This window comes from Pseudomonas sp. Q1, from assembly GCF_009935975.1.
Lineage (GTDB): Bacteria > Pseudomonadota > Gammaproteobacteria > Pseudomonadales > Pseudomonadaceae > Aquipseudomonas > Aquipseudomonas palleroniana.
In genome coordinates this window covers 157,982-170,336 of the sequence record NZ_QODI01000016.1, presented here as the reverse complement: position 1 = coordinate 170,336, position 12,355 = coordinate 157,982, and the positions used below count along the sequence as shown (strand labels likewise).

Genomic DNA, 12,355 nt, shown 5'->3' with positions numbered 1-12,355 from the left:
CGCGCAGCGGCCTCAAAAATGGGCCTGCTACGCAGTCCATCGGGAGCAAGTCGAATCGTCGCACCGCCCCTCCCACATCATGTCTGCGTCACGCGTTACTCATCTCAAGCGCCAATTGCACCGCGCCATCGACACTCAAGCCACTGAGCCGCACCTGCGGTGCCAACGCTTCAGGCAACCCCTGCAAGACCTCGCGGGCATCATGTCGCACACGGGCCAACACCAGGCGCTTGCCCTGCGCATGGACCTGGGCAAAAAATGCCGCCAGCGCTTCGATGCTGGTGCCGTCAAGGTCCGGCGATTCCTCCAGGCTCAACACCATCGCCTCGACCGGCGACTGCCGCATCAGGCGCAAGGCCGCGCCAAGGATGCGCTCGGCATTCGCAAAAAACAGGGCTTCGCTGGGCCGTACGATCAGTACCCCCGGTACAGCCGAAGCATCGGCATGGTGCTGACGGTCGACAAAGTCATGGCTGTCACCCAGGCGCCCCAGTACCTGGATATCGGCTGACGACATCTGGCGCAGCATCAACATCACACTGATTGCGACCGCGAGCAGCAAACCATCCAGCACCCCCAATACCAGCACCGCCGCCACCGCACAGATCACCAGTAAACGATCGCGCCGCCAGAGGAAATAACGCCCCAGCGGCTGCAAACTCAAGCCGCGCCCCAGCGCATAGATAACGACGGCCGCCAGCACCGGCTCCGGCGTGAGCGCGACATAGGGCAGCACCGTCAGCACAATCAGCAAGGTCACCAGCGCCGCGACGATCCCCGCCAAGCGTGAATAAGCGCCAGCCGCCTCATTGGCCGACGTCGCGGAGTACCCGGCACCGGCCGGCATGCCGTGGAACAGCCCGGAAACTAGGTTGGCAGCGCCCAACGCGAGCAGGTCGCGGTTGGACGACACACGGTCGCCATGCTTGAGCGCGAACGAACTGATAGAGCCGTAGGACTCGGCGTACAGGATCATCACCAGCGCAAACGCCAACTCGCCCAGACGCAGCCAATCGGCAAACGGCAGCACTGGCAAATGCCCCAGCTCCAGGCGCAGGTCGATCATGCCGATCAGCGCCACGCCATGAGCCTGCAGGTCCAGATACTGCCCGGCAGCGATGCCCAGCACCACAACCACCAGCCCACCAGGCACGCGCGGCAAGCGCGCGCACAGCCACAGCACCAGCAACGCCAGAGCCGCCACCAGGGCCGCAGGCCAGTTCCAGCGCGGCAGTTGCTCCAGCAACTGCGGTAGAAAACGGATCAGGTTGTTATCGGTCAGGTGCACGCCCACCACACTGGCCAATTGCTTGAGGATGATGGTCAGCGCCAGGCCGAAGGCAAAGCCACGCAACACCGGTTTGGCGATGAAGGAGGTGACGCCGCCGAGCTTGAACAGGCCGGCCAACAGGAAAAACACCCCAGTGAGCAACACCAATCCGAAGGCCAGGGACAGCCTCAGGGCCGGGTCATCACCGGCCAGGCTGGCCGTTGCCGCCGCCAATACGGCCGCTGACGACGAGGTGGCCGAGACAATCGCAAAACGGCTGGTGCCGAACAGGCCGTAGCACACCAGCCCGGCAAACAAGGCAATCACCCCGGCCTGAGGCGGCAGTGCGGCAATGCTGGAATAGGCCACGGCCTCCGGCAGGAGCAAACCGGCAATGGATAATCCGGCCAGCAGGTCCTGGATACGGTTTGAGGGTACGGCGGCAGGTACATCGGTTTCAGTCTTCAATCGGCCCAACCCATCCTGGCAAAAAGCGTGCGTAAGCTTAGCCCTCATTGCCGGGCCGCGGTTGAGCCGCGTCAGCTTTTGTACCGGCAAAAAAAAGCCGATTCGCGGTGTGCGCGAATCGGCCTTGTGCCTAATGCCCTGAGGTCAGGACAGCAGCGAGTAGATCAATGCTGTGATGGCCACCAGGCCCACGGCCGTGACGAACACGTTGGATGCCTGCCCGCGGTACTTGGCCATGGCCGGCACCTTGCGAATGGCATACATCGGCATCAGGAACAGGATCGACGCGATCACCGGGCCGCCCAGGGTTTCGATCATGCCAAGGATGCTTGGGTTAAGCGTGGCAACGAGCCAGCACACGATCAGCATAAACGCGGCGGTCAGGCGGTCCAGTGACTTGGCGGCCGGACGGCGACCGGTCTTGAGCACCAGGCCCTTGAGACCTTCGCTGGCCCCGATGTAGTGGCCCAGGAACGACTTGGCAATCGCCACAAATGCAATCAGCGGCGCGGCGAAAGCGATAGTCGGGTTATCGAAGTGGTTGGCCAGGTACGACAGGATCGACAGGTTCTGGGCTTTCGCTTCCGCCAGTTGCGCCGGCGACAAGGTCAACACACAACTGAACACGAAGAACAGCACCATCGCCACCATCAACAGGTGCGCACGGGACAGGATCTGTGAACTGCGCTCATCAGCATGGGCGCCGTACTGGCGTTTCTGATCAACGGCGAACGCCGAGATGATCGGCGAATGGTTGAACGAGAACACCATCACCGGAATCGCCAGCCACAGCGTGTTGAGCAGCGCCGAGGGTGCCGGCACTTCATTGGCGGTGCTCAGGATGCCGCCGGTCCAGTGCGGTACCAGGTACACCGCCAGAAACAGCAAGGCCACGATGAACGGGTACACCATCAGGCTCATGGCCTTGACGATCACTTGTTCACCGCAGCGCACTACCGCCAGTAGGCCGAGGATCAGCACGAACGCCAGGACCGCACGAGGCGGAGGCAGGATGTGCAATTGGTGCTCCATGAAGCTGCTGACGGTGTTGGTCAGCGCCACGCTGTAGATCAGCAGGATCGGGAAGATCGCGAAGAAGTACAACAGGGTGATCAATGCGCCGGCCTTGAGGCCGAAATGCTCTTCGACGACGTCGGTAATGTCGGAACCGTCGCGGCCGGACAGGACGAAACGGGTCAGGCCACGGTGGGCAAAGAATGTCATCGGGAATGCCAGTACCGCGAGGATCACCAGCGGCCAGAAGCCCCCCAGACCCGCGTTGATCGGCAAGAACAAAGTACCGGCGCCAATGGCGGTGCCGAACAGGCCGAGCATCCAGGTCGTGTCCTGGCGGCTCCAGCTTGTGAGGGTTGCAGGTGTCGTTGCATAACGTTCGTCGACGCTATTGGCCTGATCATTCATCCGGTCGGATCTCCGCATTCACACGGCCGGGACGAGTCAGAAATACCTGACAGGCAGCGCCCCAGCCATAACAAGCGCGCGATTCTCCGGGATTCTTTCGAATAAGCAAAGACTTAGCTGAGGAACGGTGTTGCGGTGCAGATGCGCAAGGTCGGCCATAAGCCGCAGTATCAGCGGGCCGCAGCACAATACAGGGCAACCGGAAGGGCTTTCAGTCGTGTCCATTGACAGCCATCTGCCCTTACCAGCATCATCAAACCATGAACCCAATCCCGTTGCGCCTCACCCGTACCACCACCACGACCGCTCATGGCGGGTCGTGCGGTTGCCGTGGGTGCGTGAACTAGAGACACCCGCAAACAACCCAAGGCCCCGCCAGCAATGGACGGGGCCTTTTTATTGCCTCGCCCTCTGGCCACTGCAAGGAGCAAGACCATGGCTAACGCCCTGTTGATCATCGATATGCAAACCGGTTTATACGATGGGCCGGAAAAACCCTTCGAGCGCGAACGCGTTCTGGGCACCATCAACCAGCTGATTCAGCGCGCTCGCAAAGCCCAGGCACCGATATTCGTGGCCCGCCACACCGGCCCCGAGGGTTCACCGATCGCAGCCGGCAGCGCGCTCTGGCAGCTCTGGCCGGGCCTGGACGTCGACCCGGCCCGCGACCATCTGTTCGATAAAACCCGCCCCAGTTGCTTTCTCGGCACCCGCCTGGCGCAGCAACTGGCAGCGGCGCAGGTCAATGAATTGGTGATCGTGGGCATGAAGACCCAGTTCTGTATCGACACCACCTGTCGAGTGGCAGCCGAGCTGGGTTTCTCGGTGGTGTTGCCGGAGGATGGCCATACGTGCATGGACACCCCGGCGCTGAAGGCCGAGGCGATCATTGAGCATCACAATGCGACGTTGGCGGGCGCGTTTGTGAAGCGAGTCAAAGCCTTGGACATCTGGAACTGAGGCAACGGGCTTTCAACTAATAAGCCGAGGTACCCAAGTGGGTGTTGCGCAGTTCGCCATTGATAGCGTTCTGCGCAATATCCAGTTTTTCGACCAGCTCAGCAGTTTCGTGGGCGGTCAGTGCAATCACAGGGCGGGCCCAGTCGAAATCCTTGATGACATTAATTCGAAAGCCACCCGCGGCATCAAATTCCGGGTACCAGCCCACATCCAGCAGCAACCCACCCGCGAATTCGACTTGGAGCATATCTTCCTTCAATAGGTCGATCTGCTTCGCTAACGCTACATCCTGCAGGATCGACAAGTCATCATGAGTGACGGTGCCACCGGCAAAGTGAAATGGGATCAATTTGTTAACCTCCTGAATTCCTGTTCAGAAATCGGATGACCATGAATAGCGCCAGCACTCAGTTCTATGCGGACCCAGCGACTGAGCCTGCCATGGCTGGCGCCAATGCAGTGTGGATACTCCATGACTTTCCAGGGTTTTCCATTAGTGGTGCAGACACCATTTTTATAAGCCTCTCGTTCAAGCATTTCAATAGCGATACCGGGCCTGTATTTAGCCGGGCCTACCAACGTGCCAGCGATGACTGTTCTCCAGGGTATTAGCGTCGAAGGGCTGTGTTTGTAACCGTACGGCGTCCATTCAATCTCTTCGGGTGTGGCAGGAACAAGCATCCATGTCGTCTCTGCAAAGTGGGAAAGTCGACAAAGTCTGGCGCAGCTTTTCGACGCTGGAGGGGGAAGCAGAAAATTCAGAATGGCCTTACGCAAGAAGAACTTTTTCTACTTGAACAAAACGCTGTGCCCTGCAAATCCCGCATACTGCCCCTATCAAACCCTTCAGGAAGAGCCTTGCGATGTCCACCACTGTTCTGGTCCTGGTTGAAACCATCAACGACTACCTGTCCATCATCGAGGACAGCGAGTTCCATGTAATCCTGGCTCCGACGCCCGCCGAACGCGCCCAGGCGATCAAGACCCACGGCGGGCAGATCAAGGCTGTGCTGACCCGTGGGCCACTGGGGCTGTACGCCGAGGAAATCGCTGCGTTGCCGCTGCTGGAGATCATCTGCGTGATCGGTGCCGGCTACGAGCATGTGGACCTGCAGGCGGCGAGCAATCGCGGGATCGTGGTGACCAATGGCGCCGGGGTGAATGCGCCGTCGGTGGCCGACCACGCCATGGCGTTGCTGCTGTCGCTGGTGCGCGGTATTCCCCAGACCGATGCGGCGGTACGGCGCAGTGAATGGCCGAAGGTCATGCGCCCTTCCCTGGGCGGTAAACAATTGGGCATTCTCGGGCTCGGTGCAGTCGGCATGGAGATCGCCAAGCGCGCTTCACTCGGTTTCGGCATGGAGATCAGTTATCACAACCGCCAGCCTCGTGATGATGTGGACTACACCTACTGCGCAACGGCGATAGAACTGGCGCGCACCTCGGACTTCCTGATCCTGGCCACGCCGGGCGGCGCGGGCACCCGCCATCTGATCGATCGCCATGCGCTCGACGCCCTGGGGCCGAACGGCTATCTGGTGAACATCGGACGTGGCAGCGTGGTGGTCACCGCTGACCTGGTCGCCGCCCTTGAGCAACGGCGTATCGGCGGCGCGGCGCTGGATGTGTTCGATGATGAGCCCAAAGTGCCGGACGCCCTCAAGCGCCTGAGCAATACCGTGCTCACCTCCCATGTGGCCGGCCTGTCGCCGGAAGCCGCCCATGACACGGTGCAACGCGTGGCCGACAACCTGGTGGAATATTTCGCCGGCCGTCCGGTGCTGACCCCGGTACCCCTCCCGCCACGCAACTAGTAGCGATTAGCCAGCTACGTCGTAAAACCTGTCTACACTGCATGCGGGGATGCTCAGGACGCCGGTGCAGGACCGGCGAAGGAACGCACAATGGTTGGCCATGGACCCGGCCCGGCCCGTCAACGCGGTGCCATTGGTTTGATCGGCGCATTGACGCTTGGGATCGCGCTGTTGTTTCTGCTATTGGTGGTCGACAGTGGCCGCCTGTACCTGGAAAAACGCAAGCTGCAACGCGTCGTCGACACTGCGGCGCTGGAAGCCGTCAGCCGCGGCGGCAAATGCACCGCGCCGAATGACAATGCCGCGCAATTCGCGACCCAAAGCGCCCTGCGCAATGACTTCCCGGTCGATGCAAACCGTACGTTGAGCACCGCCTGCGGCGCCCTGGCCACCGGCGCGGACTTTATGCGCACCTTCAGCGCCGACCCGAGCAAAACCGATGCCATCCAGGTGATCGCCACCCACCGCGTTGCCACCAGCATCGCCCATGCCCTGCACACACTGTTTTCGGCACAGCCCATCAGCCTGACCACGCTGCTGAACGCTACCGCCGTAGCCGCCGCCCCCGCACCACCGGTGGCCACGCTCACCGTGCGCAGCACCTTGCTGACGATAGACAGCACTCAGTCCGCCGCCCTCAATGGCCTGATCGGCGGCCTGCTGGGCGGCAAGCTGCAGCTCGACGCGGTGGGTTGGAATGGCTTGATCAACACCGATATCAGCCTGCTCAGCTACCTGGATGCCCTGGCCATCCGCCTGAATGTCAGCGCCGGCAACTACGACCAACTGCTCCAGACCGACGCCACCGTTGGCCAGTTGATCCAGGCCGCCATCGACGTGCTCAAGCTGGGCGGCGACGCGGTCCAGGTGGTGATCAACAACCTGGAAACCATCAAGCTGATCGCACCCGGCACGCAGATCCTGCACCTGGGTGACCTGGTCAAGATCCAGAACGGCACCGATAAAAGCGCACTGAATGTCGACCTGCAACTGTTCAACCTGATCCAGGGCTTTGTGCAACTGTCGAACAAGGCCAGCGCGGTGGCGGTCGAGCTGCCGGTCGATGTGCTGGGCTTGTTGAATGTCACGGTCAAGACCCGGGTCATCGAGCCGGCCCAGATCTCCGCTATCGGTAACCCTCAGTTGATCGACACCCAGCCGATTGCGGTGCGCACGGCGCAAGTCAGGACCTGGATTTCCCTTAAACTGCCGGTGATCGACGGGCTCACCAAGGTGATCGGCCTGGTCACCGACCTGGTGGGTTTGCTGCTGGGCAGCTCATTGGATGTGGTGCCTGGCACGCAAATCGATATCGCCCTGGAGGCCGCCAGCGGCAGCAGCTACGTGACCGGCTATCGTTGCAACGGACCCGCCGACAAATCCCTCTCGGTGTCAGGCACAACCTCCGCCGTCAGGCTGATGGTGGGCCAGGTCGACCCGAAGAACCTGTTCTCATCCACCGCCCCGCTGAAAGTCGACGACTTCCCGCTGCTCGACCTTGGCGTCAAGACCTGCAGCAAAGGCGTGTGCGACCCACGACAACCCTACGCGGTCGGTGGCCTGAGCCTGCGCGTCGACAGCAGCGTGGCCAAGACCACCCGCGCCCATGTCTATGTGTCGCCACCGGAGGTCAAGCAACCGCCGAGCTATTTCAGTTTCAGCGCCAATAACGTGGTCGGCAGCTTGAGCGACACCCTCAACGGTATCCGGCTGACCAGCCATACACCGACACTCACCGGGCTTCTCGGTTTGGTGGTGGGCCTGGTGGTCGACGTGCTGACCGGCGTGCTGAACCTGCTCAGCGGGGTCATCTCCGGCCTGCTCAGCCCTTTGCTCGACCCGCTGGTCAATAACCTGCTCGCCGGCCTGGGCGTGGACCTGGCAAAAGTCGAAATCGGTGCCAACCTGTCCTGTACTCCCGGCGGCCGTGCCGTGCTGGTGATTTGAGCACATCAGGCCCGCTGATCATCCTCCAACACGCTAACCTATTAAGCCGCCCCGACCTTGTCGCTGAGCGGCGGCGCGCATTAGATTAGCCAATAGTCCACGGCCTTTAAAATAAGCAGAAGGGATAAGCATGGCGCTTAACGACCAATCGACTCAGATCCGCCCAGGCGAAGAACTGGATGCCAGCCTGATCGATCCTTACCTCAAGGCCCACATTCCGGGGCTGAGCGGCACAGTCAAGATCAGCCAATTCCCCGGCGGTGCGTCCAACCTGACTTACCTGCTGGAATACCCGGGCCAGGAGTTCGTACTGCGCCGCCCGCCATTTGGCCACAAGGCCAAGTCCGCCCACGACATGGGCCGCGAATACCGCATTCTCAACCAGCTCAAGGATGGGTTCCCGTACTGCCCGAAAGCCTACGTGCATTGCACCGATGAATCGGTGATCGGCGCCGAGTTCTACGTCATGGAACGGGTCAACGGCATCATCCTGCGCTCTGACCTGCCGGCCGAACTGGAACTGGACGCGACCCGGACCGAAGCCCTGTGCAAAAGCTTCATCGATAAATTCGTCGAACTGCACCAAGTGGATTACACCGCCTGCGGCCTGGCCGACCTGGGTAAACCCGAAGGCTATGTCGCGCGGCAGATTCGTGGCTGGAGCGAGCGTTACGAAAAGGCCCTGACCCCGGACGCGCCCAGCTGGGAGAAAGTGCGTCTGTGGCTCAACGACAAGATGCCGGCCGACCATCCGACGTCCAGCATCGTGCACAACGACTACCGTTTCGACAACGTGATCCTCGACCCGCACAACCCGATGCAGATCATCGGCGTGCTGGACTGGGAGCTGACCACCCTCGGCGACCCCTTGATGGACTTGGGCAACACCCTCGCCTACTGGATCGAAGCTGCCGACCCCGCACCGGTGCAACTGATGCGACGCCAGCCGAGCAACGCCCCCGGCATGCTCACCCGCCGTCAGTTTGTCGATTACTACGCCGAACGTTCCGGCCTGCAGATCGACAACTTCGACTTCTACTACACCTATGGCCTGTTCCGCCTGGCCGGGATCGTGCAGCAGATCTACTACCGCTTCTTCCATGGCCAGACCCAGGACAAACGCTTTGCGCAGTTCATCCAGATGAACAAGCTGCTCGAGCAGATGAGCCTGAATGTCATCGCCAAATCCGCACTCTGATTACCAGAACAAGGAAACCTCATGTCCAAGACCAACCTGTTCGACCTCGACGGCAAGATCGCCTTTGTTTCCGGTGCCAGCCGCGGTATCGGTGAGGCCATCGCCAAGCTGCTGGCCCAGCAAGGCGCCCACGTGATCGTGTCCAGCCGCAAGCTGGAGGGCTGCCAGCACGTGGCCGACGCGATCATCGCCGATGGCGGCAAAGCCACGGCGATTGCCTGCCATATTGGTGAAATGGAGCAGATCACCCAAGTGTTCGCCGGTATCCGGGAACAGTTCGGGCGCCTGGACATCCTGGTCAATAACGCGGCGACCAACCCGCAATTCTGCAATGTGCTGGACACCGACCTCGGCGCGTTCCAGAAGACCGTCGACGTGAACATTCGCGGCTATTTCTTCATGTCGGTGGAAGCCGGCAAATTGATGCGCGAGAACGGCGGCGGCAGCATCATCAACGTGGCCTCGATCAACGGCATTTCCCCAGGCGTGTTCCAGGGCATCTACTCGGTGACCAAGGCGGCCGTGATCAACATGACCAAGGTGTTCGCCAAGGAATGTGCGGCGTTCGGCATTCGTTGCAACGCGCTGCTGCCGGGCCTGACCGATACCAAATTCGCCTCGGCGCTGGTGAAGAACGATTCGATCCTGAAAATGGCCCTGGCGCAGATCCCGCTCAAGCGTGTCGCCGACCCGAGCGAGATGGCCGGTGCGGTATTGTTCCTGGCCAGTGATGCGTCGAGCTACACCACCGGTGTATCGCTGAATGTGGACGGCGGCTTCCTGTCCTGACCCCAACTGTAGTGAGCGGGCTCGCCCCCCAGCGCGGGGCAAGCCCTAATGCCAGTCAGTTAAGGATTAACGCGGTCACTGTGGGAGGGGGCTTGCTCCCGATAGGCCGCGCAGCGGCCTCAAAAATGGGCCTGCTACGCAGGCCATCGGGAGCAAGTCGAATCGTCGCACCGCCCCTCCCACAATTTATCCATCGTCCGCTTTATCGCTTAACTGACTGGCATTAGGGCGAGCCCGCTCACTACAAGTATCAGGGGGGATTTGCGGGTAACCTTGGCGCAGACCGATCTGTCCCAGGATGAAACATGGAATTGCACCTCGTCATCAATGGCCGCAAGGACCTGGCCGCCCAGCTTTACCAGCAGTTGCGCGAAGCCATCGCCGCCGGGCGGCTTTCGGCCGGCGCGCAACTGCCTCCCAGCCGCCTGCTCGCCGAGCAGTTAGGCGTATCGCGCAAGACCGTCTCCGACACCTACACCACGCTGACGTATGAAGGGTTGCTGGTCGGCAAGATCGGCCGGGGCACCTTCGTCAACGCCTGGGCGCCGCCGCCCGAGCGCCTGCAAACCGCCGCCGACCTGGCCTGTGCCGCCAACCTGGAAAAATGGGCCGCGCTGCCCTCGCCCATGCACCATCCCACACCTGAGAAAACCCTGCGTTATGAATTCCTCGGCGGGGCCACCACGCGCAATCAATTTCCCCAGGATGAATGGCGACGTTGTACCCAGGATGCATTACGCCGTATCGCACTCAACAGCGGTTTTTACAGCCAACCGGAAGGTCTGCCGGCATTGCGCGAGGCTATCGCCGGGCATATCGCCTTTTCTCGCGGGGTGAAATGCCACGCCAATGACATTGTGGTCACCAATGGCGCGCAACAGGCGCTGGACTTGATCGCTCGCGTGGTGGTGGAACCCGGTACTCTCGTCGCCATGGAAGACCCCGGCTACAGCCCCGCCCGCCAGCTGTTCACGGCCATGGGCGCGCGTATTGCCGACGTGCCGGTGGACGCCCAGGGCATCCAGGTCGACCAGATCCCCGACGACACGCGACTGATCTATGTGACCCCGTCCCACCAGTTCCCCCTGGGCATGCCCATGAGCCTGGCGCGCCGCGAAGCCTTGCTGGCCCGCGCTCTTGCGTTGGGCGCGATCATCATCGAAGACGACTACGACAGTGATTTCCGCTACGAAGGTCGCCCCGCCAACTCCCTGCAAAGCATGGACAACCGAGGCTTGGTGGCCTACGTCGGGACCTTCTCCAAATCCCTGCTGCCGCAGCTGCGCCTGGGCTATGCCGTACTGCCGCCAGCCATTCATGGCGCAGTGCTCAAGGCCAAGCAATTGACCGATCAGCACAGCTCCACATTGCCGCAATGGGCATTGGCCAAGTTCATCAGCGAAGGCTGTTTGCTCAAGCATATTCGCCGCTGCCACTCGGTCTACGCCGGGCGCCGCGAGCGCATCCTGCAGCGCCTGGCCGGGGACCTGTCGCCGTGGTTCGAAGCGGTGCCCAGTGTGATCGGGTTTCATATGGCGGCGTTGTGCAAGGCGCCGCTGGATATCGCGAAGCTGATTCGGTTGGCACGGGAGGCGGACGTCGGCCTGTACCCGCTGGATGTGTTCTTTCATAGCGCGCCGGTGCGCCAGGGCCTGACGCTCGGGTTCGGCGCGATCGAACTGCTGGACATCGACCCGGCGCTGGACCGGGTGCGCGATATCCTGCGCCAGATGGGCTAGAGCGCCGACGCGGTGAAGCCCCGCAGGCGCAAATCAGCGCCTCACGGGCGCTTGAAGTGCCGGCGCAGCTCTTCAATGCGCGGCCGGCAAGCACAGCCCTCCAGGTGATCATTGACCATGCCCATGGCCTGCATCAACGCGTACATCGTGGTCGGGCCAACGTAGGTCCAGCCGCGCTTCTTCAGGGCCTTCGACAACCGCACCGAAGCCGCAGACGTCGGATTACCCGTCCAGTAAGCCAAGTCCACCTGCGCCGGACGCTCCTCATCCGAGGGTTCAAACGCCCACAACCAGCGCGCCAGCGAGCCGGTTTCATCCACCAGCTCACACGCCCGGCGCGCATTGTTGAGCGTGGACACGATCTTCGCCCGGTTACGCACGATGCCCGGATCTTTCATCAAGCGCTCTATATCGGCCTCGCCGTATTGCGCCACACGCCGAAAATCAAACCCCTCGAATGCCGCCCGAAACTGCTCGCGCTTACGCAAGATGGTGATCCACGCCATGCCCGCCTGAAAACCTTCCAGGCAAATTTTCTCGTACAGCTGAATATCATCCGCCACCGGCACGCCCCACTCGTGGTCGTGATAATGCGGATATTCCGGCGCCGAGGTGCGCCAAGTGCAGTAGGTCAGCCCTGTTGTATCCGTGGTCAGCCCTGGCTTGTCCATGCATTACCTCTCAATCAAGGCGCGGATAATAAGCGAAAAAAATTCCGACCCGCCAACCGCTCAAGCTTGAGTCTTAC

10 protein-coding genes are annotated in these 12,355 nt (G+C 61.4%); 6 read left to right on the top strand and 4 right to left on the bottom strand.

Annotated elements, in window-relative coordinates; all coding sequences use genetic code 11:
- Positions 1 to 88 precede the first annotated feature (88 nt).
- Positions 89 to 1,738 (bottom strand): SulP family inorganic anion transporter, encoded by a 1,650-nt coding sequence (locus tag DK870_RS23700; protein ID WP_161549837.1) that lies wholly within the window; start codon positions 1,736 to 1,738, stop codon positions 89 to 91.
- Between the two features lie 144 nt (positions 1,739 to 1,882).
- Positions 1,883 to 3,160, bottom strand: coding sequence for a serine/threonine transporter (locus DK870_RS23695; RefSeq protein WP_090370692.1), 1,278 nt, complete (start codon positions 3,158 to 3,160; stop codon positions 1,883 to 1,885).
- A gap of 435 nt (positions 3,161 to 3,595) precedes the next feature.
- Here DK870_RS23695 and DK870_RS23690 point away from each other — a divergent pair, with 435 nt between their 5' ends.
- Complete coding sequence (locus tag DK870_RS23690; protein WP_161549836.1) at positions 3,596 to 4,120, top strand: cysteine hydrolase family protein; 525 nt, start codon at positions 3,596 to 3,598, stop codon at positions 4,118 to 4,120.
- A gap of 16 nt (positions 4,121 to 4,136) precedes the next feature.
- On the opposite strand, the gene DK870_RS23685 is transcribed toward DK870_RS23690, so the two are convergent.
- Positions 4,137 to 4,469 carry a hypothetical protein gene (locus DK870_RS23685; protein WP_090370688.1) on the bottom strand — a complete coding sequence of 111 codons (333 nt, stop codon included), beginning with the start codon at positions 4,467 to 4,469 and terminating at the stop codon, positions 4,137 to 4,139.
- A gap of 514 nt (positions 4,470 to 4,983) precedes the next feature.
- On the opposite strand from DK870_RS23685, the gene DK870_RS23680 reads away from it, so the two are divergent.
- The 5 genes from DK870_RS23680 to DK870_RS23660 all read left to right on the top strand — a co-directional run bounded on the left by DK870_RS23680 (position 4,984) and on the right by DK870_RS23660 (position 11,607).
- Positions 4,984 to 5,934 carry a 2-hydroxyacid dehydrogenase gene (locus DK870_RS23680; RefSeq protein ID WP_161549835.1) on the top strand — a complete coding sequence of 317 codons (951 nt, stop codon included), beginning with the start codon at positions 4,984 to 4,986 and terminating at the stop codon, positions 5,932 to 5,934.
- A 90-nt stretch (positions 5,935 to 6,024) separates the two neighbouring features.
- Positions 6,025 to 7,881: a pilus assembly protein TadG-related protein gene (locus DK870_RS23675; protein ID WP_161549834.1), complete on the top strand. Its 1,857-nt coding sequence runs from the start codon at positions 6,025 to 6,027 to the stop codon at positions 7,879 to 7,881.
- A 130-nt stretch (positions 7,882 to 8,011) separates the two neighbouring features.
- On the top strand, positions 8,012 to 9,079 hold the full coding sequence (locus tag DK870_RS23670; RefSeq protein WP_161549833.1) for a phosphotransferase family protein: 1,068 nt from the start codon (positions 8,012 to 8,014) through the stop codon (positions 9,077 to 9,079).
- Positions 9,080 to 9,100: 21 nt separating this feature from the next.
- Complete coding sequence (locus DK870_RS23665; protein ID WP_060752634.1) at positions 9,101 to 9,868, top strand: SDR family oxidoreductase; 768 nt, start codon at positions 9,101 to 9,103, stop codon at positions 9,866 to 9,868.
- Between the two features lie 305 nt (positions 9,869 to 10,173).
- On the top strand, positions 10,174 to 11,607 hold the full coding sequence (locus tag DK870_RS23660; RefSeq protein WP_161549832.1) for a PLP-dependent aminotransferase family protein: 1,434 nt from the start codon (positions 10,174 to 10,176) through the stop codon (positions 11,605 to 11,607).
- A gap of 41 nt (positions 11,608 to 11,648) precedes the next feature.
- Here DK870_RS23660 and DK870_RS23655 read toward each other — a convergent pair whose 3' ends face one another.
- Positions 11,649 to 12,278 carry a DNA-3-methyladenine glycosylase I gene (locus tag DK870_RS23655; RefSeq protein WP_090370680.1) on the bottom strand — a complete coding sequence of 210 codons (630 nt, stop codon included), beginning with the start codon at positions 12,276 to 12,278 and terminating at the stop codon, positions 11,649 to 11,651.
- Positions 12,279 to 12,355 lie beyond the last annotated feature (77 nt).

Coding starts and splice junctions, on each gene's coding strand:
- DK870_RS23690 (WP_161549836.1), top strand. CDS start 3,596: ATGGCTAACGCCCTGTTGATCATCGATATGCAAACCGGTTTATACGAT.
- DK870_RS23655 (WP_090370680.1), bottom strand. CDS start 12,278: ATGGACAAGCCAGGGCTGACCACGGATACAACAGGGCTGACCTACTGC.
- DK870_RS23680 (WP_161549835.1), top strand. CDS start 4,984: ATGTCCACCACTGTTCTGGTCCTGGTTGAAACCATCAACGACTACCTG.
- DK870_RS23670 (WP_161549833.1), top strand. CDS start 8,012: ATGGCGCTTAACGACCAATCGACTCAGATCCGCCCAGGCGAAGAACTG.
- DK870_RS23665 (WP_060752634.1), top strand. CDS start 9,101: ATGTCCAAGACCAACCTGTTCGACCTCGACGGCAAGATCGCCTTTGTT.
- DK870_RS23695 (WP_090370692.1), bottom strand. CDS start 3,160: ATGAATGATCAGGCCAATAGCGTCGACGAACGTTATGCAACGACACCT.
- DK870_RS23675 (WP_161549834.1), top strand. CDS start 6,025: ATGGTTGGCCATGGACCCGGCCCGGCCCGTCAACGCGGTGCCATTGGT.
- DK870_RS23660 (WP_161549832.1), top strand. CDS start 10,174: ATGGAATTGCACCTCGTCATCAATGGCCGCAAGGACCTGGCCGCCCAG.